Source organism: Alkaliphilus pronyensis (genome assembly GCF_009017275.1).
Classification (GTDB): Bacteria; Bacillota; Clostridia; order Peptostreptococcales; family Natronincolaceae; genus Alkaliphilus_C; species Alkaliphilus_C pronyensis.
The window spans coordinates 15,580-42,045 of record NZ_WBZC01000028.1 but is presented as its reverse complement, the minus strand read 5'-3'; the positions used below and the strand labels follow the sequence as shown (position 1 = coordinate 42,045).

At 36.4% G+C, this 26,466-nt stretch carries 27 protein-coding genes and 1 riboswitch; of the genes, 7 read left to right on the top strand and 20 right to left on the bottom strand.

From position 1 onward, the window contains the following. Positions 1-162: 162 nt before the first annotated feature. A complete protein-coding gene (locus F8154_RS09045) occupies positions 163-360 on the top strand; it encodes a hypothetical protein (RefSeq protein WP_151861293.1) in 198 nt (65 codons plus the stop codon). A 94-nt stretch (positions 361-454) separates the two neighbouring features. On the opposite strand, the gene F8154_RS09040 is transcribed toward F8154_RS09045, so the two are convergent. The 13 genes from F8154_RS09040 to F8154_RS08980 all read right to left on the bottom strand — a co-directional run bounded on the left by F8154_RS09040 (position 455) and on the right by F8154_RS08980 (position 14,709). Further along, on the bottom strand, positions 455-1,546 hold the full coding sequence (locus F8154_RS09040) for a metallophosphoesterase (protein WP_192930224.1): 1,092 nt from the start codon (positions 1,544-1,546) through the stop codon (positions 455-457). A gap of 229 nt (positions 1,547-1,775) precedes the next feature. Further along, positions 1,776-3,029: a phosphoribosylamine--glycine ligase gene (gene purD, locus F8154_RS09035; protein ID WP_151861291.1), complete on the bottom strand. Its 1,254-nt coding sequence runs from the start codon at positions 3,027-3,029 to the stop codon at positions 1,776-1,778. 58 nt (positions 3,030-3,087) lie between these two features. After that, complete coding sequence (gene purH / locus F8154_RS09030; RefSeq protein WP_151861290.1) at positions 3,088-4,617, bottom strand: bifunctional phosphoribosylaminoimidazolecarboxamide formyltransferase/IMP cyclohydrolase; 1,530 nt, start codon at positions 4,615-4,617, stop codon at positions 3,088-3,090. A gap of 12 nt (positions 4,618-4,629) precedes the next feature. After that, the gene (gene purN, locus F8154_RS09025) at positions 4,630-5,253 is read right to left on the bottom strand and encodes a phosphoribosylglycinamide formyltransferase (protein ID WP_151861289.1); all 624 of its coding nucleotides are present in this window, start codon (positions 5,251-5,253) and stop codon (positions 4,630-4,632) included. Further along, the gene (gene purM / locus F8154_RS09020; protein ID WP_151861288.1) at positions 5,241-6,278 is read right to left on the bottom strand and encodes a phosphoribosylformylglycinamidine cyclo-ligase; all 1,038 of its coding nucleotides are present in this window, start codon (positions 6,276-6,278) and stop codon (positions 5,241-5,243) included. The genes purN and purM overlap by 13 nt, the downstream gene beginning before the upstream one ends. Before the next feature lies 1 nt (position 6,279). Next, positions 6,280-7,710 (bottom strand): amidophosphoribosyltransferase, encoded by a 1,431-nt coding sequence (gene purF, locus F8154_RS09015; RefSeq protein WP_151861287.1) that lies wholly within the window; start codon positions 7,708-7,710, stop codon positions 6,280-6,282. Further along, a complete protein-coding gene (purL, locus tag F8154_RS09010) occupies positions 7,695-9,893 on the bottom strand; it encodes a phosphoribosylformylglycinamidine synthase subunit PurL (protein WP_207706870.1) in 2,199 nt (732 codons plus the stop codon). The genes purF and purL overlap by 16 nt, the downstream gene beginning before the upstream one ends. Continuing rightward, complete coding sequence (gene purQ, locus F8154_RS09005) at positions 9,886-10,566, bottom strand: phosphoribosylformylglycinamidine synthase subunit PurQ (protein WP_151861286.1); 681 nt, start codon at positions 10,564-10,566, stop codon at positions 9,886-9,888. Before purQ ends, purL begins: the two co-directional genes overlap by 8 nt. A gap of 38 nt (positions 10,567-10,604) precedes the next feature. Next, a complete protein-coding gene (purS, locus tag F8154_RS09000; RefSeq protein ID WP_151861285.1) occupies positions 10,605-10,847 on the bottom strand; it encodes a phosphoribosylformylglycinamidine synthase subunit PurS in 243 nt (80 codons plus the stop codon). Positions 10,848-10,849: 2 nt separating this feature from the next. Beyond that, entirely contained in the window at positions 10,850-11,569 is a 720-nt protein-coding gene (purC, locus tag F8154_RS08995) for a phosphoribosylaminoimidazolesuccinocarboxamide synthase (RefSeq protein ID WP_330577869.1), read from the bottom strand. 31 nt (positions 11,570-11,600) lie between these two features. Beyond that, a complete protein-coding gene (purE, locus tag F8154_RS08990) occupies positions 11,601-12,125 on the bottom strand; it encodes a 5-(carboxyamino)imidazole ribonucleotide mutase (protein ID WP_151861284.1) in 525 nt (174 codons plus the stop codon). Continuing rightward, complete coding sequence (locus F8154_RS08985; RefSeq protein ID WP_151861283.1) at positions 12,118-13,302, bottom strand: 5-(carboxyamino)imidazole ribonucleotide synthase; 1,185 nt, start codon at positions 13,300-13,302, stop codon at positions 12,118-12,120. The genes purE and F8154_RS08985 overlap by 8 nt, the downstream gene beginning before the upstream one ends. Positions 13,303-13,365: 63 nt before the next feature. Continuing rightward, entirely contained in the window at positions 13,366-14,709 is a 1,344-nt protein-coding gene (locus F8154_RS08980) for an NCS2 family permease (protein ID WP_151861282.1), read from the bottom strand. A 172-nt stretch (positions 14,710-14,881) separates the two neighbouring features. Beyond that, positions 14,882-14,983: riboswitch (purine riboswitch) on the bottom strand. A gap of 491 nt (positions 14,984-15,474) precedes the next feature. Between F8154_RS08980 and F8154_RS08975 the strand changes: the two genes are divergently transcribed. The 5 genes from F8154_RS08975 to F8154_RS08955 all read left to right on the top strand — a co-directional run bounded on the left by F8154_RS08975 (position 15,475) and on the right by F8154_RS08955 (position 21,884). Continuing rightward, entirely contained in the window at positions 15,475-16,761 is a 1,287-nt protein-coding gene (locus F8154_RS08975; RefSeq protein ID WP_151861281.1) for an SLC13 family permease, read from the top strand. A 50-nt stretch (positions 16,762-16,811) separates the two neighbouring features. Then, positions 16,812-17,963 (top strand): aconitase family protein, encoded by a 1,152-nt coding sequence (locus F8154_RS08970; RefSeq protein ID WP_151861297.1) that lies wholly within the window; start codon positions 16,812-16,814, stop codon positions 17,961-17,963. Positions 17,964-18,306: 343 nt separating this feature from the next. Next, positions 18,307-19,344, top strand: coding sequence for a PrpR N-terminal domain-containing protein (locus tag F8154_RS08965; RefSeq protein WP_192930222.1), 1,038 nt, complete (start codon positions 18,307-18,309; stop codon positions 19,342-19,344). Further along, the gene (locus F8154_RS08960; RefSeq protein WP_151861279.1) at positions 19,344-20,225 is read left to right on the top strand and encodes a sigma-54 interaction domain-containing protein; all 882 of its coding nucleotides are present in this window, start codon (positions 19,344-19,346) and stop codon (positions 20,223-20,225) included. Before F8154_RS08965 ends, F8154_RS08960 begins: the two co-directional genes overlap by 1 nt. A gap of 684 nt (positions 20,226-20,909) precedes the next feature. Next, positions 20,910-21,884 (top strand): D-2-hydroxyacid dehydrogenase, encoded by a 975-nt coding sequence (locus F8154_RS08955; protein WP_151861278.1) that lies wholly within the window; start codon positions 20,910-20,912, stop codon positions 21,882-21,884. A 159-nt stretch (positions 21,885-22,043) separates the two neighbouring features. On the opposite strand, the gene F8154_RS08950 is transcribed toward F8154_RS08955, so the two are convergent. The 3 genes from F8154_RS08950 to F8154_RS08940 all read right to left on the bottom strand — a co-directional run bounded on the left by F8154_RS08950 (position 22,044) and on the right by F8154_RS08940 (position 23,089). Then, positions 22,044-22,316: a helix-turn-helix domain-containing protein gene (locus F8154_RS08950; RefSeq protein WP_151861277.1), complete on the bottom strand. Its 273-nt coding sequence runs from the start codon at positions 22,314-22,316 to the stop codon at positions 22,044-22,046. Positions 22,317-22,610: 294 nt separating this feature from the next. After that, positions 22,611-22,841 carry a DUF739 family protein gene (locus F8154_RS08945; RefSeq protein WP_279237175.1) on the bottom strand — a complete coding sequence of 77 codons (231 nt, stop codon included), beginning with the start codon at positions 22,839-22,841 and terminating at the stop codon, positions 22,611-22,613. 20 nt (positions 22,842-22,861) lie between these two features. Further along, positions 22,862-23,089 (bottom strand): hypothetical protein, encoded by a 228-nt coding sequence (locus tag F8154_RS08940; protein WP_151861275.1) that lies wholly within the window; start codon positions 23,087-23,089, stop codon positions 22,862-22,864. Positions 23,090-23,272: 183 nt separating this feature from the next. Between F8154_RS08940 and F8154_RS08935 the strand changes: the two genes are divergently transcribed. After that, positions 23,273-23,485 carry a helix-turn-helix domain-containing protein gene (locus F8154_RS08935; RefSeq protein ID WP_151861274.1) on the top strand — a complete coding sequence of 71 codons (213 nt, stop codon included), beginning with the start codon at positions 23,273-23,275 and terminating at the stop codon, positions 23,483-23,485. Between the two features lie 40 nt (positions 23,486-23,525). Here the strand turns inward: F8154_RS08935 and F8154_RS08930 are convergent, their stop codons facing one another. The 4 genes from F8154_RS08930 to F8154_RS08920 all read right to left on the bottom strand — a co-directional run bounded on the left by F8154_RS08930 (position 23,526) and on the right by F8154_RS08920 (position 26,462). Further along, on the bottom strand, positions 23,526-23,861 hold the full coding sequence (locus F8154_RS08930) for a helix-turn-helix domain-containing protein (RefSeq protein WP_330577868.1): 336 nt from the start codon (positions 23,859-23,861) through the stop codon (positions 23,526-23,528). Next, on the bottom strand, positions 23,851-24,012 hold the full coding sequence (locus tag F8154_RS15080) for a hypothetical protein (protein WP_192930220.1): 162 nt from the start codon (positions 24,010-24,012) through the stop codon (positions 23,851-23,853). The genes F8154_RS08930 and F8154_RS15080 overlap by 11 nt, the downstream gene beginning before the upstream one ends. Positions 24,013-24,189: 177 nt before the next feature. Then, on the bottom strand, positions 24,190-26,118 hold the full coding sequence (locus F8154_RS08925) for a tape measure protein (RefSeq protein ID WP_151861273.1): 1,929 nt from the start codon (positions 26,116-26,118) through the stop codon (positions 24,190-24,192). After that, complete coding sequence (locus tag F8154_RS08920) at positions 26,118-26,462, bottom strand: hypothetical protein (RefSeq protein WP_151861272.1); 345 nt, start codon at positions 26,460-26,462, stop codon at positions 26,118-26,120. The genes F8154_RS08925 and F8154_RS08920 overlap by 1 nt, the downstream gene beginning before the upstream one ends. Positions 26,463-26,466 lie beyond the last annotated feature (4 nt).

Below are 26,466 nucleotides of genomic sequence, written 5' to 3'. Positions count from 1 at the left end.
GTTTTTCTCCTCTTTATAGTATTTTTGGTCGGTATACCTATATTTTACTATATTTAGAGGAGGAAAACAATATAAATACATTGCTAAAATGCTTTAATTTCAATGGTTTCGGCATTTTGCAAACAACTAAATACTAATCTAAATAGGAGGAATAAGCTAATCATGAAAAAGAACAAAGAAGGCTTTCGTAACCCACAGGATATTATAGATGAAACCTATAATAAAAGAGATTATAATATCATTAATAGACCTATGAATCCATATGTAATGCCATTAGACATGGTGAAGGATGTAGATTACCTTAGCAGTCAACACTTTTATCAAGAGGATTGGGACAAAATTATTAAAAAGAACAAATAGCTTCATCATAAGCTAAAATACATAGCTAATAATCTGTTAGCTATGTATTAAACTTACATATAAATCCAACATTATTAAATGTATTATTTCTTTCTTAATTAGTAAGCTTTAAGCTAACTATTTCAGAATCGGAAAACAGCCTCATTGGAGGTCCCCAGGTTCCTGTTCCAGAAGTAGTATAGATAAAGCTATTTTTATATCTGTATAGACCATATGTATACCTATAGACAAATGGAACTAAAAAGTTAAGTGGTGGTATTTGCCCTCTATGGGTATGTCCAGAGAGCTGTAGATCAATTCCCTTTTCAACTGCATTTTTAAAGTGTATTGGTTCATGGCATAATAATATATTATATTTACTTAAGTCACAAGCCTTAACAATTCCCTCAATGAGTAAGTTATCCTTCCCTTTTCTTCTATACATATCACTGACGCCTATTAAATTAATGCCTTCAAGATTTATGCTTGTATTATCTATTACCTTAATATCAGCAGCCCTGCAAAAATTCTTGAAGTTTTCTATACCTACATATACCTCATGATTTCCCGAAACTGCAAAAACTCCATGTTTTGCCTTAAAGCCCTTCATAGTAGAGGCAAAGGCCTCTATACTACTATATTCATCATCCACTAAATCTCCTGTTATTACAATAATGTCTGGCTTTAAACTATTAACCTTATTTACTATACCCTTTAGCCAATTAACAGATGTCATTACATTCAAATGAATGTCAGACAAATGTATAATATTTAGACTTTTTTCTAGGTTTTTTGAAGGTTTTACCTCTACCTCTTTAACTATGGGTCCTTTTAAGGCATTAATTATAGAAGCAATTATTAGTACAGGAATTAATACAACTGCTAAATTTTCTAGTATCATAGAATAATTTGGCATAAAATAAATTGCAGTGTCCCTTAATATAAAAACAAAAACTGAAATGGACAAGCAACCCATCCAGATAGCCCCTAAATAAGTAATATAAAAAATAAATTTACCCCTTTTAATTATTTTGCCTAATATATAACTACTGGCAAATAACCAAAAAGCAAACTGAACCATTAGTCTTAAACCACCTACAATGTTAAAATGATTTACCAATTGAAGGTATACATAATAGTTCATTCCCCCATAAATGCTTGAGAAAAAAACAAAAAATAAAGCGAAAAAAAATAACTTCTTTATCATAAAAACCTCCATATGATGTTGCAGCCTTATTAATGGCATTTCTTTATATTTTATCATATTATTTTAATAGGAAAAATGTAGTATTATAGCTTTATTCTTCACAGCTTTTATTTTAATATGTATTTTTAGTTGGTGAACTACTGAAATAAATCAAAATAAAAAAACCTGCAGATAAATTTGGGAGGTTTTAGGAGGTTTATTACCTATTGCTTTATCTACAGGTTAAAAACTATTTAATTGCAATATCTCTTCTATACTGCATACCATCAAAGCTTATTTTTGCTACATTCTCATATACCTTCTTCCTTGCTTCTTCAATAGTGATGGCAGTAGCTGTTACACCCAATACCCTTCCGTCATTGGTATATGTAATGCCCTTTTCTTTTTTTGTTCCTGCATGAAATAACATAATGTCAGTCTCTATTTTATCAAGTCCACTTATTTCAATACCTTTTCTATAACTACCCGGATAGCCTCCAGATGCCAATATGACGCATACAGCCGCTTCATTAGACCAAGAAATATCAATGGATTTTAAGGATTTCCTTTCAATACTATTAAATATTTCGTACAGGTCTGTATTCAATCTTGTTAGAACCACCTGGGTCTCTGGGTCTCCAAACCTTACATTATATTCTAAAACCTTTGGCCCATCCTCTGTAATCATTAATCCAATAAAAAGAATGCCTCGGTAATCCATATCCTCTTCCTGTATTCCTTTTAAGGTTGGTTTTAATATTTTTTCCTCTACCTCGGCAGCAATTTGTTTTGTATATACTAGGTTAGGAGAATAGGTTCCCATGCCGCCAGTATTTGGTCCCATATCTCCATCAAATATTCTTTTGTGGTCTTGACTGCCAACCATGGGGATAATGGTTTCTCCGTCTACAAAGCATAGAATTGAAGTTTCAATACCAACTAAGAATTCTTCAATAACAGCTTTATTACCAGCATCCTCAAATACCCTATCAACTAAAATATCCTTTAGTCCTTTTTCGGCTTCCTCCATAGTTTCACAAATCAATACCCCTTTACCTGCTGCTAATCCATCAGCCTTTAAAACAACAGGAAGGCTGTAATCCTTTAGTGCTTCTATTCCTTCAGCATAAATATTTATCTCCCTATATACAGCTGTAGGTATTTTATATTTTTCCATAAACTTTTTTGAGAAGGATTTACTACCCTCAAGCTGAGCCCCTTTTTGTGTAGGTCCAATAACTCTTATGCCCTCTTTTCTAAAGCTGTCTACTATACCTGCAACCAGTGGTTTCTCTGGTCCAACTACAACCAAGTCAATGCTTATTTCCCGGGAAAATTCGACTAATTTCTGAATCTCAGCTTCATTAATCTTAATACATTCGGCAATTTCTGCAATTCCTGGATTTCCTGGGGCACAATATATTTTAGAAACCTGTGGGCTTTGATTTAGCTTCCAAACAATAGCATGCTCTCTTCCTCCACCACCTATAACCAATACCTTCATACCTTCACCACCAATCTATACTAATCAATACAGTTAATAAGTATGCTAAACAATTTCACTAGTGCTTAAAGTGTCTTATGCCAGTAAACACCATTGAAATATTTTTTTCATTGCATTCATCTATAGATTCTTGATCCTTTAAGGAACCACCAGGTTGAATAATTGCTTTTATTCCAGCCCTGCTTGCCAATTCGACACTATCTTTAAAGGGAAAAAATGCATCTGAGGCTAATACACTTCCTGATAAATCATGCCTGCAATTTTCTATTGCATTATTAAGTGCCCAAACTCTCGCTGTTTGTCCTGGTCCTAAAGCTAGGGTTTGCTTGTTTTTTGCAATAGCAATAGCATTAGATTTCATATGCTTAACAACTTTATAGGCAAAAACAAGGTCCTCCATTTCTTGTTTTGTAGGTTGCTTCTTGGTTACAATCTCACTCTTATGTATTAAAGCCATATTCTTTTCTTGTATTAAAATACCTCCATATACCTTTTTTATGTCAATATCCTTAACCTCTGATGCCTTAATATCCTTTAATTTTATTAATCTTATATTCTTCTTAGCTTTAAATATCTCAAGTGCTTCTTGTGTAAAATCTGGTGCAATAATAACCTCTAAAAATATATCCTTCATGGCTTCAGCTGTTTTGCCATCAATAGTATCGTTGGCGGCTATAATACCTCCAAATATTGATATAGAGTCTGCTTCATAAACCTTTTTAAAGGCCTCAAATATGGTTTTTCCTGAGGCTACTCCACATGGATTTGTATGCTTTACAGCCACAAGGGTTGTCTCATCAAACTCCTTTAATAGCTCAAGTGCTCCGTTGGCATCATTTATATTATTAAAGGAGAGCTCTTTTCCTTGTAATTGTTCACCTTCAACTAAGCTTCCTATTCTACCTCCAACTTCTTTGTAGAATATAGCTTTTTGATGGGGATTTTCACCATATCTTAAATCTTGGAGCTTTTCATAGGTCAAGGTTAAGGTTTGTGGAGTATCCTCTATATTATTTCCTAAGTAATTTGCAATCATAGCATCATAATGACTGGTATGTCTAAATACCTTTAAGGCTAAATTATATCTTGTTTCTTCTGTGGTATCGCCTGTGGTTTCTATCTCCTTAATAACCCCTTCATAGTCATTTGGATCAATAATTACTGTCACATCTCTATAATTTTTCGCAGCTGATCTTAGCATTGCAGGACCACCTATATCAATATTTTCTATAGCCTCATCTAAGGTTGTGTTTTCCTTTAGAATTGTTTCTTTAAAGGGATATAGGTTAATTATAACCATATCTATGGGTGTAATGTTTAACTGCTTTATAGTCTTCATATGACTTTCATTACTCCTTATTGCTAAAATACCTCCGTGTACAGCTGGATGTAGGGTTTTAACCCTCCCATCAAGGCACTCAGGAAAACCAGTAATTTGGCTTATATCAAGGGCATTAACTCCTGATTCCCTAAGAAGCTTTGCAGTTCCTCCTGTTGAAATTATTTCAATACCCATTTTATATAGCTTTATAGCAAGCTCTACTACCCCTGTCTTATCCGATACACTTATCAAAGCTCTTTTGATCATATCTACACCTCTTTACTTTATTCTTACACGATTATTAACAACCTCTATCCTATCCTCTGAAAATAGCTTTATTGCTTCTGTGAGAATAATGTGTTCTATTTTAAGTACCTTTTCTTTTAAATCCTTCACTTCATCCCTATAGCTTACCTCCACAGATTTTTGTAGAATTATAGGGCCTCCGTCTGTTTCTTCATTTACAAAATGTACTGTTGCTCCAGAGATTTTGACTCCTCTTCTTATTGCATCTTTATGGACTTTATCACCGAAGAAGCCCCTTCCAGAAAAACTAGGTATTAAAGAGGGATGAACATTGATTATTCTATTTTTAAAGGCTTCTATTAATTGATTTGATATTATTTCTAAGTAGCCAGCCAGCACTACAAGCCCTACTTCTTTAGCCTTTAATACCTCATATATCAAATTTTGTCTTTTTTCACTACATGGATATTGACTTTTGTCTATTATCATTGTAGGTATATTATGATTTTCTGCTCTTTTTAAGCCATAAGCATTTCTATTGCTTGATATTACTAAATCAATACTACCATTGATATATCCCTTTTCAACTCCGTCAATAATGGCTTGAAGGTTTGTACCTCCCCCTGATATTAGAACAGCCAGCCTTAATTTCGACATAATACCACCTGTCTTTTACCTTCTGTTATAGTCCCTATTTCATAAGGTTTTTCACCAGCCTCCTGTAGAGAACCCATTGCTATTTTAACATCCTCCTTGTTTACCACCAGCATCATTCCAATACCCATATTGAAGGTTTTATACATGTCAGCAGCTTCAACATTACCGTAACTTTGAATTATATTAAATATAGATGGAATTGGCCAGCTCCCCAGCCTTATATTTATATTTGTGTTTTGGGGCAAAATTCTAGGTAGGTTCTCATAAAAGCCACCACCGGTGATGTGGGCAATACCTTTAATTTCAACCTTTTTCATGGCTTTCAAAACTGATTTTACATAGATTTTTGTAGGAGTTAAAAGCTCTTCTCCTATGGATTTATCTAGTCCATCAACCCTACTATCAATATTGAAGCCCTTAATATCAAAAAATAGCTTTCTTACTAGGGAATAGCCGTTACTATGAACTCCACTGGAGGGTAATCCAATCACAATATCTCCAGCCTTTATATTTGCACCTGTTATTATATTTTTCTTATCGACAATACCTACAGCAAAGCCTGCAACATCATATTCTCCATCCCCATAAAAGCCTGGCATTTCAGCTGTTTCTCCACCAATTAGTGAGCAGCCTGCTTCTTTGCAACCAGCTGCTATTCCCTTAACTATTTCTGCTGCTTTCTCAGCCTTTAGTTTACCAGTAGCTATATAATCCAGAAAAAATAAGGGCTTTGCTCCCTGGCATAATATATCATTTACACACATTGCAACACAGTCCATACCAATTGTGTCATGCCTATCTGTCATAAAGGCTATTTTTAGCTTTGTTCCCACTCCATCTGTTCCAGAAACTAAAATCGGCTCTTTAATATCCTTTAAATCTAGGGCAAATAAACCACCAAATCCTCCGATATCTGTTAGCACCTGAGGGGTAAATGTACTTTTTACATGCTCCTTCATTAAATCTACTGCTCTTTGTCCTTCATCCACATTGACACCTGCAGTGCTGTAATTAAGCTTATCCATGTTAAATATCCCCTCCTGACCTATTAAAGCCTTTGTTACGAACTTCATTGGGCACTTCAATTGGGTAATTGCCACAGAAGCATGCATGACAAAAAGGGTCGTCGGCTATCCCTACTGAATCCTTTAAACCCCTTAAGCTTATATAGCCCAAGCTATCGGCTCCAATTACATTACATATTTCATCTACAGTTTTTACTGCACCAATCAACTGATTTCGATCTGGTGTATCTATTCCATAGTAACAGCTATGGGCAACAGGAGGTGAGCTGATACGTACATGCACCTCTTTTGCACCTGCCCTTTTTAAGCTGCTTACTATTTGTCGACTTGTGGTTCCCCTAACAATTGAATCGTCAATCATAACTATACGCTTTCCTTCAACAGCATTTCTCATTGGGTTTAGCTTTAGTAAAACAGCCATTTCCCTCATGCTCTGCTCTGGCTGTATAAAGGTTCTTCCAATATATCTATTCTTAATGAAGCCCTCGCCAAATGGTATACCTAATGTTTCTGCATAGCCTATAGCAGCAGGTATAGAGGTATCAGGTACTGCAATTACCATGTCAGCCTCTACCGGGTGTTCTTTAGCAAGAATTGCTCCTGCGTTTTTTCGTGCATGATATATGCTTACACCGTCGATGATACTATCAGGACGGGCAAAATATATATACTCGAATATACAGGATGCCTTTTTAACTCCCTTTTCAACCTTTTTGTAGTTAACGCCTTCCTTGTTTATTATTACCATTTCCCCTGGCTCAACATCCTTAATGAACTTAGCCCCCATAACATCTAAGGCACAGCTTTCGGATGCAATTACATATTCATCCTCTAATTTGCCAACACATAGTGGTCTTAAGCCATAGGAATCCCTTACCCCTATCAGCTGATCTTCTGTCATCACAACTATAGCATATGCACCTTTTATTAGGTCCATAGTTCGTTCTATTGCATAGCTTAATCCTTCACCACTATAACGGGCAATTAAATTTACAATTACTTCACTATCTATTGTTGTTTGAAATACTACTCCGTCATCCTCTAGTCTTTCCCTCAAAAGGGCTGCATTAGTTAGATTTCCATTATGGGCTAATCCTATGCTTCCCTTTCTATACTTAACCACAAGGGGCTGAGCATTGGCTATATAGCTTTCTCCAGTTGTAGAATATCTAACATGTCCAATACCAATATGTCCCTGTAACTTTTGAAAAATAGAATCATCAAAAACCTCTGACACTAATCCCATTCCCTTATGAAAGTGGGCAAGCTCACCATCATTGGTTGCAATTCCTGCACTTTCCTGCCCTCTATGCTGTAGAGCAATTAGTCCATAATATATCATTTTACTAACCTTTGACTTAAAGCTATTACTATATACACCTACTACACCACATTCTTCTTTGAGCTTATGAATATTTACTGTATTAAGCATTCTATTGCCCCTCTCCAAAGTGCCTCCATTTTGGTTATAGGTAGGTTTATAATCTCTTTATTATTAATATTTATATTAAGTGAATCTCCTGAAGTTTCTCCAACAGGCTTAAAGGGCACCTTAAACTCAGTAAAAATATCTATAACCTTTTGTAGATTTTCAGGCTTTATTGCAACTAAAAATCTTGATTGACTTTCTGAGAATAGTTCAAAATCACTTCTCAAGCTGGTTTCCAGATTAACCCTTGCACCTATACCCTTCCCCATACAGCATTCAGCTAATCCAACTGCTATTCCACCTTCGCTTATGTCATGGGCCGACTCCAATAGTCCCCTATCAATGGATTCTAAAATGGCTTTATGTGCCTTTATTTCCCTTGCTATATTAACAAATGGAATTTCTCCAGTTTCCATATTATGAATAGCTGATAAATACTCACTTCCACCAATTTCTGGTTTCGTCTCACCTATTTGAAGAATTATATCCCCCACAGCTTTAAAGTCCATGCTACAGGTTTTTTCTACATCGTCAATAACACCAACCATACCAATTATAGGGGTTGGATAAATTGCTTGGGTGTCAGTTTCATTGTAAAAGCTTACGTTACCGCTTATTACAGGTGTATCCAGTTCTCTACAGGCCTCACTAATCCCTATTATTGACTCTCTAAACTGCCAATATCTATCTGGCTTTTCTGGATTTCCAAAGTTTAGTCCATCCGTTATAGCAAGGGGCCTTCCTCCACTACATATAATGTTTCTAGCTGCTTCCAATACTGCAATTTTGCTTCCTTCCCTTGGATCAAGATAGCAATACCTACTATTACAGTCGGTGGTTAATGCTATAGCTTTTTTGGTTCCTCTAATACGAAGAACTGCAGCATCGGACCCAGGCTTTATTACAGTATTGGTTCTTACCATATGATCATACTGTCTATATATCCACTCTTTACTGGCGATGTTAGGTGATTTTAATAAAGACGTTAGTGTGTCATTGTAGTTTTTAGGCTCAGTAATATCTTCTGGCCTAAATTTTTTAGCCTCTCTATAATAATCAGGTATTTCATAATCTCTATAGTACTTGGGTGCTCCTGAGGAATCTAGGCTTTCGGCTGGCAGATCTGCAACTATACCGTCACCCTCTTTAACAACAAGTCTACCGTTATCAGTAACCTTGCCTATTACTACAGCATGCAGCCCCCATTTTTCAACTATTTTTTCTACTTCCTCTTCCCTGCCCTTTTCGACAATAACCAGCATTCTTTCCTGGGACTCAGAAATCATAACCTCTACAGGTAGCATACCCTTTTCACGTCGTGGAACCTTTAAGACATCTATCTCCATACCACCTTCACCTCTAGTGGCTGTTTCACAGCAGGCGGAGGTAAGGCCGGCGGCTCCTAAGTCTTGTATACCTATAATTGAGCCAGTATCTAATAATTCTAAGCAGGCCTCTAAAAGCAATTTTTCCATGAAAGGATCTCCTACCTGTACAGCGGAACGCTTTTCTTCAGACTCCTCTGTTAGCTCCACTGAGGCAAAGCTTGCACCTCCAATACCATCTCTACCGGTGGCTGCCCCTACATACATTATTGAGTTTCCAACACCAGATGCATTTCCCCTATGGATTTTGTCATGCTCTATTACACCCACACACATTGCGTTAACCAACGGATTACCATTATAGGATTTATTAAAGTAAACTTCTCCACCAACAGTTGGTATGCCAATACAGTTACCATAGCCTGCTATCCCTTCAACAACACCCTCAAGAAGGTACTTAACCCTATCATATTTTTCTATTTCACCAAACCTTAATGAGTTTAATAGAGCGATAGGTCTAGCCCCCATTGCAAATATGTCCCTAATTATACCACCAACACCAGTTGCCGCACCTTGATAGGGTTCAATTGCAGATGGATGGTTGTGACTTTCTATCTTCATTACGATGGCCAAGTTATCTCCAATATCTACAATCCCTGCATTTTCACCTGGTCCCTGTAAAACCTTCTCTCCAGAGGTGGGAAAATGCTTAAATAATGGTCGTGAATGCTTATAGCTACAATGCTCAGACCACATTACACCATACATGTTAAGCTCCAGCAAGTTTGGTTCTCTTCCTATATAGTCTATAATTTTCATGTATTCTTCTCTAGTTAGACCTACTGCTTGGTAATTACTCACTTTTCCAACCTCCTTCAAGAAAGCTTATAATGGATTCAAAAACAAGTCTTCCCTCTCGATTTCCAAGGAGCTCTTCACAGGCTCTTTCAGGATGAGGCATCATTCCCAGTACATTTTTCCCCTCATTGCAAATTCCCGCTATATCTAAGACTGAACCATTTGGGTTCTCTTGATAAGTAAATAGTATTTGTCGGTTTTCCTTCATTTTAGCTAGCTCATCCTTCTCCACAACATAATTTCCTTCCCCGTGGGCTATAGGAATATTTATTACTTGACCCAAATCACACCTATTTGTGAAGGGGGTATCTATATTTTCAACCTTTAATGGTACTGTATTACAAATGAATTTTAGATTTTTATTACGTACAAGTGCTCCTGGTAAAAGCCCCATCTCGGTTAATATCTGAAACCCATTGCATATACCCACTAAAAGCTTGCCTTTTTCCGCGTGGACTCTAATTTCATCCATTACTTTAGAGAAGGGTGCTACAGCTCCACATCTTAGATAGTCACCATAGGAAAAACCACCAGGTAAAATAATACAATCATACTCCTTTAAGCCTTCAGTATCATGCCATATGTAATCTACATCCTGATTTAAGCTATCCCTTAGGGCATGATAGCAATCTATATCACAATTTGAGCCTGGAAATACAACTATTCCAAATTTCATGATAAACCTCCTCCTTGATAAACCAACCATTAAATGACTTATCCTAATACTTCAAAGCTGTACTGTTCTATTACTGTATTTGCCAACAGCTTTTCGCACATTTCCTTCAACTGCTTTTCTGCTGTTTCCTTAGTAACTTCCCCCAGCTCTGTTTCAATAAGCTTACCTATTCGAACATCCTCCACATTATCGTAGCCAATTTTATTTAAAGCTTTACCAATAGCATTACCCTGTGGGTCTGCAATGCTTTTTTTAAGGGTTACATAAACCTTAGCCTTCATTTTTATTCCTCCAGTTCCTTTAATCTATTTAATACCTCTTCATAGGCTTCTGTTACATTACCTAAATCTCTTCTAAAGCGGTCCTTATCCATCTTCTCGTTTGTTTCTAAGTCCCACAGGCGACAAGTATCTGGGGATATTTCATCAGCTAAAATAATATTGCCTTTGTATTTACCAAATTCCATTTTAAAATCTATTAGTCTTAAGCCCTTCTTTATAAATAACTGCTGTAGTATTTCATTTATTTTTAATGCTTTCTGTCTAATATAGGCCAATTCTTCCTTAGATACGATTTCCAATATCTCTATATGATCGTCATTTAATAGGGGGTCCCCCAGCTGGTCATTTTTATAGGAAAACTCAATTACAGTAGATTTTAGTTGCATTCCTTCCTCTAGCCCTAATCTTTTTGATAATGAGCCAGCAGCAACATTTCTAACTATAACCTCTAAAGGTATTATATCTACTGCCTTCACCAGCATTTCACCATCGCTTAACTTCTCTATAAAGTGGTTCTCTATGCCCTTGTCCTCTAAAGCTTTAAATAAAATGGCTGACATTTGATTGTTAACTAAACCCTTATTCTTTATTTTTCCCTTTTTTATTCCGTTAAATGCTGTAGCATCATCCTTATATGAAACTATATATACATCATTTATGTTTGTTTTATAAACCCTTTTAGCCTTACCCTCATAAAGCATTTCCATTTTAATAGCCTTCACATTGTTCCCTCCCAGTAATTGATATAATCAATTATTCTTCCATTTCCAATAGATATTTTTGGTGTCCTATAGCTTCAAGCTTAGCTGCCTTTTCCAGTACCATATCCTTTAAATTGTCTTTGTAGGTCCGTAGTCTTTTACTGATTTCTGGGTACTTTATTGAAAGAATCTGTGCAGCTAAAATACCTGCATTTTTACCACCATTTATGGCCACAGCTGCCACTGGAACTCCAGGAGGCATCTGTACTATTGAATATAGGGAGTCTACTCCACCTAAGCTTTTGGTTTTTATGGGAACCCCTATTACAGGTAGGGTGGTTATTGATGCCACCATTCCTGGTAAATGGGCAGCCCCCCCAGCTCCTGCAATAATAACTTCTATTCCTCTGTCTATTGCTTTATTGCTATAGTCATATAATCTATCAGGTGTTCTGTGAGCAGATACTATAGTGGTTTCAAAGGGTATCTCTAGCTTTTGTAATATCTCCGCTGCAGCCCCCATTATTGGTAAATCCGAATCACTACCCATTATAATTCCAACTTTAGGGTTAATCATTTATTATAGCCTCCTCACCTATTACTCTCACTAGACCTCTTGCCTTTTCTGCTTTTTCCATTGCCTTTTCTATATCTGAATCCAGTACGGTTATATGACCCATTTTTCTTTGGGGCTTAGAGATATTCTTTCCATAAAAATGAAGATATGCTGCAGGTATTTCCAATAGCTTCTCTGCTCCAATTATTTTAGCATTACCTGTATAATTGTCTTCACCCAGCAGGTTAATCATAACACTGGGCTTAATAAGCTCTGTAGAACCTAAAGGTAAACCTAATATCGCCCTTAAATGCTGTTCAAATTGAGAGGTATAGCAGCCTTCAAAGGTATAGTGTCCTGAGTTATGTACCCTCGGAGCTATTTCATTTATTAAGACCTTTTCATTTTTATCTACAAACATCTCTATGCAAAATACACCTACACCGTCCAATACCTCCACTACCTCTTCTGCTACTGACTTTGCCTTTTGGGCTATTTCATCAGAAACTCTAGCAGGAGCTATTGTAGTTTTAAGAATGTTATTTTCGTGGATATTCTCTGATAAGGGATATATTTTTTGTTCCCCACCAGCACCTCTAGCCACTATGGCTGAAATCTCCATTCTAAAATCTACAAATGCCTCAACCATCAATAGTTTTTCATCTCCACCCAGCATTTCATAGGCTGTTTGTACCTCATCCTCTGTTTTAATCAAATAATTTCCCTTACCGTCATAGCCCCCCCTCCTGCTTTTTAGTAGTAGGGGTAGTCCCATATCATCAATAGCCCTATATATATCTTCAATTCCTTTTATTTCTCTAAACTCAGGAGCCTCTATTCCCTTTTTAGTTAAAAACTCCTTTTGATGATACTTATCCTGTATTATTTTCAATGCCTCAGGAGAAGGATAAACCCTATAACCCTCCTCTATTAGATGGATTAGTAGATCAGCATAAATATGTTCAAATTCATAGGTTATTATATCTGTTTTATCTGCTAATGCCTTTATTTTTTCATCATCAAAGAAGTCACCTACAATTTGCTCATCTACAACTGAGGAGGCAGGACAATCTGGCTGTGGATCAAGTATAATAAACCTAAGTCCTAGCTTTTTACCTTCTATTGCCATCATTTTTCCTAATTGACCTCCACCAATAATCCCAATTTTAGTGTTATTAAGTGTATGCAATAGTTTCACCCCTAATTAAATAATATATTTGTTAAGTAAAGGCAGCTTAACCTCAGCTGCCTAACAGATACCCTAGTGGGGTAATATAGTAAATCTTAGTATGAATAATACTGCAAGCAATATCATTGTCGGATGTATTTCCTTTATTTTTCCAGTAAACAGTTTTGTTATGCAGTAGAATATAATACCGGCGGCAATACCATTTGCAATACTAAAGGAAAATGGCATTACTGCAATTGTCAAAAAGGCCGGTAGAGCTTCAGAGAAATCTTCGAAATCTATTTCTTTAACAGCCCCCATCATTAATACCCCTACAACAATCAAGGCCGGTGCTGTTGCTTGTGCTGGTACCATTAAAGCAAAAGGAGCTAAGAAAATTGCAAGAATAAACAGTATACCTGTTGTTGTTGCTGTTAACCCTGTTTTTCCCCCTTCAGCCACTCCTGCTGCCGATTCTACATAGGTTGTAACAGTAGATGTTCCCAGCATAGCACCTGCCGATGTTGCAACGGCATCTGCCAATAGGGCTTTATTCATGTTGGGAAGCTTTCCTTTTTCATCAAGCATTCCCGCTTTTGCACCCGTTCCAATTAGTGTACCTATTGTATCAAACATATCAACTAAGCTAAAGGAAATAACCACAGTTAAAACACTTGTCAATGCTCCCACAATTCCTGCTTCGCCAATATCTAGTAAGCCAGCAAAGTCCATTTGAAATAATGTTGGAGAAATGTCGAAGGAAAACTCCATTAACTGTGTACTGGTGACACCCATTGGTATTCCAATTACCGTTGTTAAAACTATACCTATTAAAATGGCTCCCTTTAATTTTCTTGCCATTAAAATCCCAGTTATGACTAGACCAATAACCGATAATAATACTGCTGTGTCAGAAAAGCTGCCAAAGGCCACCAATGTGGCTTCATCAGTTACTACAATGCCTGCATTTTTAAAGCCTATCAATGCTATAAATAAACCAATACCACCACCAATAGCATGCTTAAGGGAATTTGGTATTGCCTCTACAATAGCCTCTCTAGCACCAGTAATTGTTAATATAATAAATAGTATTCCAGAAATAAATATAGCCGCCAATGCCTGCTGCCATGTATAGCCAAGAGTTAAAACAACTCCAAAGGTAAAAAATGCATTTAACCCCATTCCTGGTGCCTGTGCAAAGGGTAGATTTGCATATAACCCCATAATCAGGGTACCAATTGCAGCAGATATACAGGTAGCCATAAATACTGCATTAAAATCCATACCAGCCACTGAAAGAATATCTGGATTAACAAATAATATATAGGCCATAGTAATAAAGGTTGTAACTCCAGCTATTATTTCTGTTTTAACATTTGTGTTGTTTTCCTTCAGTTTAAATATTGAATCTAAGTATGATGTGTTTTCCTTACTCATAATGCTCCTCCTTTAGCTTTCTCTATTAGTCTAATTATAACCACTTAAATAAAAATAACCCGGATGGATAGGCTTTTCTTAAGTGAAACCTATCCGTCCGGGTTTTTAACCCCTCGGTGTAGCATAAGTATATGCCAGTACCGCTCGGACCAGCTCTTTGAAAAGACGGAACCCTAGGTACTCTTTCACCCATAGTAGAATAGTTTACGGCTATCCTGTAGAGACTGTCGAACCATATTATCGACATTATACGAGTATATTATTCATATTTGAGTAGCTACAACATAATAATAACAGAAGGTATTTTAAAGGTCAACATTTTTTCGAATATTATTATGTATTTTTATATATTTATTTGCTATATATCGAACTATTAATAAATTTTATATATTTTAGTTCTTTGTTTTTAGCTCTTATTGAGGGCTTAGGATTTTAAGATCTATATATTTAATACCCAGCCTAAGACTTAACCTTATTACTAATGGAACATTTTGGTTTCATTAGTTGAACCAATTAGAAACTAATAGGTTTCACTAGGAGAGTACCATAACGAGTTTTCAACGAAGCTAGAGATTAATCCTTTTGGCACAGGTTTTGCATTAGTATAGGATTGTTAAAAAAAAAACTATCAAGGGGAATTAGTACTATTTTATGGGAATTAATTTAAAGAGGTTCGAAGGGAGTTGATTGTATAGAAGAATCCTAACAGGATTACCTGCTTTTATGTTTAAAATTAGAATTACACAAAATCTAAAGGGGGATTAAATGATGGAGTTTTTATCTAATAATTTAGATGTACTTTCTCTAATTGTACTGGCATTAGCAATTGTAATTAGTATTTGGAAAAACGTTAACCTCGGAACACTTTCCCTTGGTTTAGCATTGGTAATAGGCAATTTTATAGGGGGTATAAGTGTTAAGGACTTAATAGCAGGTTATCCCACCAAGCTTTTTTTAATGCTGGCTGGAGTTACCTTTTTATTCGGTATTGCCCAAACTAACGGAACCCTTAATAAAATAACAATGTACTCCGTTAAAATGGTTAAAGGTAAAGTAGCACTGCTTCCTATTGTCTTATTTTTCTTGGCATTTGTCCTTGCATCCCTCGGTCCAGGACAGGTATCCATTTCTGCTTTACTAGCAGCTCCTGTTATGGTTTTAGCTGTTGATGTTGGAATTTCTCCTCTTTTAATGGCACTTGTTGTTGGTAATGGTGCTCAGGCAGGTGCTATGTCTCCACTGGCCCAAAACGGTATTGTAGGTAACAGTGTTTTAGCCGAGATGGGAATAACAGGAATGGAAATGAGTCTTTGGATGGATATGCTGGTTGTTCACGTTATTGTAGCTGCAGTTGCTTATGTGTTATTTGGAGGACTAAAGCTTTGGAAGGTGAAGGATAATGAAAAAGTAAGGGCTTTAGCAAACACTAAGGTTGAGCCCTTTAATTATCAACAGCTTGCCACCATTTGTGGAATTGCAATTTTGATTACTACTGTTCTTTTATTTAAGCTTGACATTGGTTTTACATCCTTCCTAATCGGTTCTATCCTTATACTAATGAAGGCAGGTAACGAGAAGGAAACCTTTAAAGCTATTCCTTGGAGTGCTATTATGCTGGTAACAGGAGTAACAGTGTTAGTTAAGCTTATGTCTAACATAGGTGGTATGGATTTATTTGCACAAATTATGTCAAACTTGTCAACTCCATTCACAGTTACTCTAGTAGTAGGATTCTTCGCTGCTCTTGTTTCTGCATATGCCAGTACCTCAGGTATTATTATGCCAGCCTTTCTACCATTGGCACCACTAGTTTTAAACCAAATTGGAGCTCCTCCCGAAGCATTACCTGCTTTAATTTCTACAATTGTAGTTGCAGGTCACTTAACAGACATGAGTCCCCTTTCCACCACAGGTGCAGTCTTCATTTCAGGGGCTCCTGATCATATCGACAGAAGACCAATATATAAGGGAATGATGATATGGGGCTTATCAATGTCAGTGGTTGGAGCACTTATTTGCTGGATATTGTTCACCCTTATAGGAATACGGTAACAAATCACCATTAAATAATGGGAAAGGATTGGGTAGATTTGAAACATTTTATGGATTCCCTGGCCAAGGCTGCTTCTTTACCCGAAGTGGCTACAGGACAAAGTATTAGCATAAAGGCCCATTTGATTATGGCCCACGATGGAACCTGGCCTAAGATTTATGCAGCATTAAAACAAGACCAAGCTAGAGTGGGGGAGGCCAATAAGGTATTAATTACAGTAGATCATGCCTTCCCCCCTCCCACTATACAGGATCGTGCTCAGCAAAAGGGGATGGCAGAGGTCTGTAAAGAAAGAAATATAAAGCTATATAATAAAGGAGAGGGAGTTTTACATCAGGTAGCTGCTGAAACTATTGATATACAACCAGGAATGATTATTGTAGGGGCCGACGGTCATGTGGCTACTTCTGGGGCTTTCGGCGGAATTGGCTTTTCGGTATCTGGTGAAGAGCTTGTTCCAGTTTTAGAAACCAGCAGCTATCAGTTAAAGGTTCCAGAGGTTATTACCCTCCATTTAGATGGAAGCTTAAGGCCAGAGACAATGGCTAGGGATGTGGCTCTTTATATATTAGGAGCCTATGGGGAGGCTATTAAAGGTAAAGGGGTTGCTTTAAGGGGGCCATTTATTGAGAAAATTAGCATAGACAGCAGAATGACCATATGCAACCTGCTTCCTGAAGCAGGTGTAGCAACTGCCTTCATGGCACCTAAGGATTCAGATTTTGAAGGAACAGTGATAGATATAGATATAAGCACGATAGAACCAATGATAGCTGTTCCACCGAAGCCTACTTCTGTTTATCCTATTAAAGCTTTATTGGGAAAAAAAATTACTGTTGCCATTATAGGGGGATGCTCTTCTGGACGTATAGAGGATATTGTTACAGTGGCAGATGTTTTGAGGAATAACCATGTCCACCATGATGTAACACTTATTGTTACTCCTGCTTCTATTAAAATTGCTAATAAAATGGATCAGCTTGGCTTAACCTCAATTTTGAGAAGCAGCGGTGCTGTTATTATGCCACCAGGTTGTGGCCCCTGCCCAGGTAAGCACTTTGGTGTATTGTCCTGTGATGATGTTGCTATCACAACCACTGTTCGTAATTCTCCTGGAAGAATAGGTGCTAAGGAGGCAGAGATTTACCTTGCATCACCTCTGAGTGTAGCTAAGGCTGCAATAAAAGGAGAAATATGCTAACAGTCCCCTTCAATGACAGGTTTAACAATTACATTCTTCGTAATATAGCATTAGCCCACAGCTTATCGGGTCTAATGCTTTTTTAACTTTATTGATGCTTCTAGTAGATTTTTATTGTAATTTGTAAGATAATTATCTTGTATATTCATTATAAAGAAACAGCTTTAGCCACAGGAGATATATTACTTTATATATGACTTTGATTTTAAGTAAACTGTATTTTAGCTTATAATAAAGGGGTAAAATATTTTAAAGAATGCTACATGCTTCCTAATCCGCGGCAACTCATAATATTTAAGGTCTGACCTACTATTTTAAGCTTTAATGTATGAGGGGGATACCAATGATAAAAATAGCTGTAATTGTACCAAAGGATTTAGTTGAGACAACTAAGTTAGCTGCTGAAGAGTTTCAAGAGCATATTGTTGTTGAAGAAGGGTCTATGAAAATAGGACTTGATTTAGCAAAGAAATATGAATCCCTTGACTTTGACGTGCTTATTGCTAGGAGTGGTACAAAGCTCTTATTTAAAAGTGCAGGAATTCAGATACCTTCTATATCCATTCCTTTAACCGTAAGGGATATTTATGATTCATTGAAGGATGCTGAAGAATGTGACAGTAAAATTACCATTATAGCCTTTCAAAATATGCTAAGTGTTTGCAGAGATTTTACTGATATTACCGAAAGAAGCATTAACATTATTGAGGTTGACAATGAAAAGGAAGTAGAAGAAAAAATTATTGACCTAAAGAAGTCCAGCTCCAATAGAGTGATTATTGGCGGTGGTATTATTGCCCGTTATGGTCCTAAATATGGCTTTAAAACAATAGTTTTTAAAACCGGCAAGTCCTCAATTATAAAAGCAATAAAGGAAGGAATAAAAGTGGCCAAGGCCACTAAGGAGGAAAAAAAGAGGGGAGCAAGATTTAAAGGGATAGTTGAAAATTCACGAGACGGAATCTTTTCCTTTGATAAAAATGGTTTAATAAATACCTTTAATTCGTCGGCAGAAAAGCTTTTAAAAGCAAAAGGCGAGGATATTGTTGGTAAGCACATCGATGATGCTTTTCCTCAATTCGAGCTTATGGAGGTTTTAGATAGTGGAGTTGGAGAGGTTGAAGTAGTCAAAAGCATAAATGATAAGAAGATGATGGTTTCTAAAATACCTATTAAAGTAAATAATGAAGTTACTGATGGTGTTGTAATGCTTCATGACATCAATAGAATACAGCAGATGGAGGAAAAAATTAGAAGAGATGCTCTTTCTTCAGGTTTTTCGGCCAATTATACCTTCGAGGATATGGTTAGCTACAGTCAAAAATCTAAGGAAGTAATTGAAATTGCAAAGGAGTACGCCAAGGTTGATTCAACCATTTAATAGAAGGTGAAACAGGAACAGGTAAGGAGGTTATAGCTCAAAGCATTCATAATAGTAGCCCTAGGGCATTAGGGCCTTTTGTTGCAGTAAACTGTGCAGCCTTTCCCGAAAGCCTACTGGAATCGGAGCTGTTTGGATATGCACCGGCTTCCTTTACTGGAGCCGACAAAAAGGGCAAGCGAGGACTTTTCGAATGGGCCCATGGAGGGACTATTTTTCTCGATGAAATATCAGAAATGAATCCCGTGGCACAGGGTAGACTTTTAAGGGTTATACAAGAAAAGCAAATCAGGAGGATTGGAGACCATAAGGTTATCCCCATTGATGTAAGGATTATTGCTGCAACAAATAAAAATCTTCAAAGCCTTATTTTTAAAAAGCATTTTAGAGAGGACCTATATTACCGAATTAATGTATTGACATTACAGCTTCCACCTCTAAGGCATAGAAGGGAAGATATTCCCTATCTTATAAAAGACTTTATTTATTTCTACAGCAAGGAATTTGGTAAGCCCTGCATCAACCTAAAGGAGGATATATTGCAATATTTATCCACTTACCATTGGCCAGGAAATGTTAGGGAGTTGAAAAATTTTATTGAAAGACTAATGGTTATTTCAAAAAAAATTGATATTGAATTATGTGAGGTGAAAAACAAATTTTTCGCTATTGACACAAGTCTTTCATTCCCAACCTCAAACCCTTCAATAGAAGAAGATAATCAAGAGCTTGAGATGGGGAATACTAGGGGTATGACAGAAAAGCAACAGATTATTAAGGCCCTAGAGGCTAACAGAGGAAGTATAAATTTTACCGCAAAGGATTTAGGTATATCAAGAACAACCCTTTGGAGAAGGATGAAAAAGTATAACCTCCACTAAAAGGCGGGTTGAAAGTTAAAAGATAAAAGTGAAAAGTTACAAATCAAAATTGAAAAATGAAAATGGAAAATTGAAAATTACAAATCTTAGTTAAGAATTAAGAGTTAAGAGTTAAGAGTTAAAAATAACTTTAAAAGCAATGTTGAATGGAAAAGATGAATCAAAAACCTTAAATCATTAAATTAAAAATTGAAAATGGAAAATTACAAACCTTAATTAAGAATTAAGAGTTAAGAGTTAAGAGTAAAAAGATAAAAGACTAAAGATTAAAAATATAAATGCAATGTTGAATGTTGAATGTTAAATGTTGAATGGAAAAGATTAAAACCTTAAACAATTAAACATAAGCATAATTGAAAATGCAAAATTGAAAATTACAAACCTTAATTAAGAGTTAAGAGTTAAGAGTTAAAAATAACTTTAAAAGCAATGTTGAATGAAAAGATAAATCAAAACCATAAAACAAGATCAAAACAAAAAACTATAAGATTGAAGGAAACATATGTGTTTCATATTATGGAACGTGTATGTTTCATTATTGTGTAATGTGAAACAAAATAAAGGATAACATTGAAAAAACCGTATGCCACCTTTGGTACGGTTTTTGCTTCTATATAATAACTATATTTATCTGTTTTATGATAAACAGTTCTTTATACATTAAAATTTTGAGGAGGAAACAGAATGAAAATGGTTGTGCTTGATGGTTATACCCTTAATCCAGGGGACTTGAGCTGGGAGGGCTTAAAAAAATTCGGAGATTTAAAGGTTTATGACAGAACCACTTTGAATCCCCAAGACAAAGAGCTTATTATTGAGAGAATTGGAAATGCAGGGTTTGTTTTTACAAATAAAACGCCCATAACTAGAGAAATAATTGAAGCATCAACAAATTTAAAATATATTGGTGTTTTAGCTACAGGCTTTAATATTGTAGATATTCAGGCAGCAAAGGAGAAGGGAATTATTGTATCAAATGTTCCTGGCTATGGTACCAATGCTGTAGCTCAAACAGCTATTGCCCTTTTATTAGAGCTATGTCATCGCATTGGAGATCACGATAGGGCGGTAAAGGAAGGACAATGGACCAATTGTCCTGACTACTCTTTTTCAAACTATCCCTTAATTGAGTTAGCCGACAAAACTATGGGGATAATTGGATTAGGGAGAATCGGAAAGGCTACAGCTAGGATTGCCCAAGGGCTAGGTATGAGGGTTCTTGCCTATGATGAGTATCAAGATGTATCTATAGTTACCGAAAGCCTTCAGTACACCGATCTTGAAAGGCTTCTGAGGGAGTCGGATGTAATTGTATTGCATTGTGCCTTAACCAGCAGCTCAAAAGGAATTATAAATAAGAACAACATTGCTAAGATGAAGGATGGGGTTATGCTTGTGAACAACTCAAGAGGTGGCTTAATTGTTGAGGAGGATTTAGTGGAGGCACTTGAGAGTGGAAAAATATACGGTGCAGCTGTGGATGTGGTGTCAAAGGAGCCAATTTTAGAGAGCAATCCGTTATTAAAGGCTAAAAACTGCATTATCACTCCTCATCTATCTGGAGCAGCTATAGAATCTCGTATTAGATTAATGAATATTGCCATAAACAATCTCAGTGCATATCTTAATGGGAATCCAACTAATGTTGTAAACAATTAAATACAAAGAAACTTCTTTCCATAAGAATTATTATTGCTTTATCTAAGAAAAACCCTTAAAGGTCTTGTTTAAACAAGACCTTTGAGGGTTTTTTTACTGCCTCTGTATAAAAGAAAGCTGTTTTATTGCTTTCCCAGCCATACAGCAACTCCCTAAATCTTATCTGAATTCTATATGAAGCTCTTTACCAAGACCTTTTGCAACTTTTTTAAGAAAATCCAATGAAGGATTATAGTCACCACTTTCAAGCCTACTTATATTACTTTGCTTAACCCCTATCCTTTCCGCTAACTCTTTCTGCGTTAGGTTTAAGTCGCCACGCGCTTTAATAATCTGTTTAATAATTTCGTACTCTGGCTCTAAAGCTTTGTATTCTTCATATAGTTCAGGATCTTTTTCAAAAGCTCTCTTCTTATACTCTTCAAAATTCATTATAAGCACCTCCTTCTATGACTTCAAAAACCAAATCACATTCAAAGGGTATTCGGGGTTTCTTGTCATTACTCCCACTCTGTCAATTTTATTTTATCAGTATTATCAACCCTTGCAAACAGTGCATTTCATGTCACTGGTTTCATTAAAATCAATGATTTTTTCACGCTTCAAGAATTATGTGTATCATTTCCGTATCACAAGTATCATGTATGTCAGCCTTGCAATCAGGGTTATTTTAAATAGATTGTATAATAAAAGGATGTTCCATTCAAGAACATCCTTTTATTATGATTAACGTCTGATCACTTTAGGTTCAAAGAAATATATATGAATTTCTTCAGCAGGTATCTTCAGCAGATCAGCAGCCTTTTCAATTTCTGCTGCAGTGAATTCAGTTGCACTCTTCAGTCTTGAATTGATCCTTTGCTTTGTCATACCAAGCAGCTTCCCAAAAGCCACCATATCACCATACATTTCATTGATCCTTGCTTCCAACTTCTCATGATTAAAAATTACAAACATATCCATTCCCCTTTCTTATTTTAACCCCAAGTACCATTGGGATAAAAGTGTAGCCATTCGCCATTCTTGAAATGAACTTCAAGAAATGATCTATGTTCCTTGACCTTCTTTGGTGTCCATCCTTCTTTGTAATCTGATCCTTGACCTGAATTGTGCCTTTTATAGATTTTCACAAAATGTTCCTTTGCCACTTCAGATAAATTTGAATAACCTTTTATCCTATCAAAATCAATTTCAATATAACCCATATAATCATCAACCTCTTTTTTCTTTAACTTATTAAATATTTCTTTGTGTTATTAAATACATTTTACGACACAATATTTAGGTTGTCAACATTTTTCTTTAACTATATATATATTTCTTTACATATATAAATATCAATTGTATAATAAGTTCAAGAACCTAACTTGATTGAAAGGATGGATCACATGGCAATTAAATTTTATAAGCTGATGGATCAGCTAAACAGAAAGGAAATATCAAAAGGGGATCTTCAGTCAATGACTGGTATTTCATCAGCCACTGTTGCAAAACTTTCAGCACACAAGACAGTTTCCCTGGATGTAATTGATAAGATCTGCCAGGCTTTGAACTGTCAACCTGGTGACATAATGGAATATGTTCCTGATCCTGAAGAATAGCATTAAAAAAACCACTTGGAATTATCGTCCAGGTGGTTTTTTATTCGTTTCTTTTATCAAGAACTTTTATATTATATGGATCAGCAAGATCATGTCCTTTGTATTTATCCAGGAAAGCCAATAGATCCTTCCTGGTGATCTTCATTGATCCAAGCTTCAGTGCTGGAAGCAATCCTGCCTTGATTAGATCATAGACATAGGATTGATTGGATTTAATCAATTCAGCGACTTCTGTCACTGTATAAAGCACATCCTTTGATTCAGCATTATAGATTACTGTTATATTCTGATCTGAACCAATAAGGCTTTGCTTCTTCAGTTGATTTATTATAAGATCACTAAGTTGCTTTTCATCAACATTCATTTCAATTTTCATCTTCTTCACCTTCAATCACTAAAACTGATTCTTTCATGTATGATTCAAATTCCTTCTTCAATTCTTCAGGTGCATCATCTTTCAGATGCCAATTCCCATATTCTTCAACAAAATATGGTGAATCAAAGAAGCTTGGTCTTGGTTGTGACATAATGCTTCCACCTACCCTTCCAACTTGTCCAAATTAGCTTCCTTTGGCTTTGCCTATATAAATCTATACCCATGACTTAAAAACGTCTTAGAAAGGCTTTCTGAACCCTTGTTATAATTATACCATAGTTTTACAAATTAAAAAGAACCCCTGGACTTAACCAAGGGTTCAATTGTTTTATAGGTGTACACTTTGACTAGCTGATACAAGCATGGTTTCATAAAGCTTTTCTTCAAGATACTCAACCATTCCATCAAGATCTGTTTCACTGCTTACCTGATTGACGATTCCACCCATATCCACTTTGATTTCTGCTATTGTAAATCTATTAATAGCTTCCTGTTCAGCCATTTCACGCAAATATTTCAATTCTTCTTCACTTGCATCCATTGAATTTGCCATCTTTGCTGTGTTTGAAGCTGTGTCTGACATATCATAAGCCATATCATCAAAAGCAAATCCACCTGGATCACTTTGTTTTGCAAGTGCTTCAGCTTTTGCAATATCAATTTCAGCTTGTCTTGCTGCAGTTGCTGTCCTTGCATCATTCTGCATTTGGATCAGCTTTGCATCACGATCAGCCATACCTGATTCAATTTCACTTCTGTAAGCATCAAGTGCTGCTTCCCTTGCAGTCTTTTCTGCTTCATTCTGAAGCTGTGCATTGGTTCCAAACGTGACATTGTTGATGGTGTCGATAGAAACACCAGGGATCTTGTTCAAAGTGCCTATGAAACCATTTATGATGTCTATGGCACCATTGACCATGTTCTGAAGGATCATCAGGACATTTGCTTTCATGTCACCCATGAAGTTTGCAATACCTGTTCCAGCAGTCATCATCCCAAGCTTCATCTTATCCCAAAGATCCAGGATCCAATACACACCTGTGAAAAATCCTATCTTCACCCAATCCCAAGCAGTCAGGATCCCATTCATTGCAATCTTCCAGGCAACTTCCAAACCACCAACGGATTGAACCCATTTATAGATCATCCCTATAAGGACACCAATTGCCAGTGCAATCCACATTGCAGGGTTCGCCAGTAAGGACAGGTTCAGTCCATCCTGTGCAACCTTGGCTGCCCATGCAGCAGCTGCCTGAACACCTAACACTGCAGCATAAGTTGCAGCAGCACCAGCCAAACCATAAACAACTGGAATGACCAAATCAAGGTTTTCACCAATCCAAGCTGCACCCCTACCAATCAATTGGATTGCAGGTTCAAAAGTTTGGATCAAGTTATTGCTGATCAATGTACCTATTTGACTAAAGGTCATTGGCATTTCTTTAAAGGTTGAATCAATATCACTTCCTGCACTTAGCATTGCATTCTTGACTATATCAGCAGTGATCATTCCTTCTGAAGCCATATTCCTGATCTGTCCAATTGGAACATCCATATAATCTGCAATGGTCTGAATCACGTTTGGTGCTGATTCAAACACTGCATTGAGTTCTTCACCACGCAAGACACCTGAACCAAGTGCTTGTGTCAACTGTAAGCTTGCAGAAGCCATTTCCTGTTGGCTTGCACCTGCAATAACAAAGGATTTATTCAAGGCTTCAGCAAAAGCAATGGTTTCTTCATTAGAACTGAAAGCATCCCCTGCCCTTTGTCCTAACTTGGCAACTATATCTGCAGTTGTCTGATAAGATGCCCTGGATCTGTTTGCTGATGCCAGGATCATGTCTTGAAGTTCTGCAGTGGTTTGAAGTCCATCATTCATCAAGTTCAGTCTTGCTGTTGTCTGTATCATGCTGTCAGATAAATCAATGATCTTCTTCACGCTGAAAGCTGCACCAAAACCAACTGCAAGGTTTTTAAGTTTTCCAAGCATACCTGAAGAAGCTGAAACTGAATTGTTGAACTGTTCCTGTGCCTGATCAGCTTCCCTGATCTCTTGTTCAAAGCTGTTCATTGCCATTTCTGCCCTGTTTAACTCTGATCTTGCTGCCTGGATAGCACTTGTATCAACTGCCCTTCCTGACACGTTCTGAAGTGCTTCAAAACTGCTGATGGTCATATTCAAGGCTTTATTCATGGACTTAATAGCTGGTGACATACCATCAGTAATTTGTATAGCTGTTCTGATTGTAGCCATTATTTATCACCCCTTTTCTTTGATCTTCTTTCAAGTTCCACCTGAAGCATTGCAGAATAAGTAATTTGCCAATCTGTTTTACTTTTTAATGCTTCAGCAGCCTTGATTTCTCTTTTTAGTTGCTTGTCTTTCTTTTTCATAATCTTCGGCATCCATTCTTTATATATTCTAAAGCCTGGACATTCCTTGTTTAGAATCATTATTCCACCATCTGCATTAACACCAGGTTGCATATTTAACGGTATTTCTTCATCAGGTGTATAGTCAATTTCTTTGATCAGTGGAAGCAATGAAAATTTAACTGCCAGCAGATCCTTGTTGATTACTTCAATGTTCTTATTCATACTT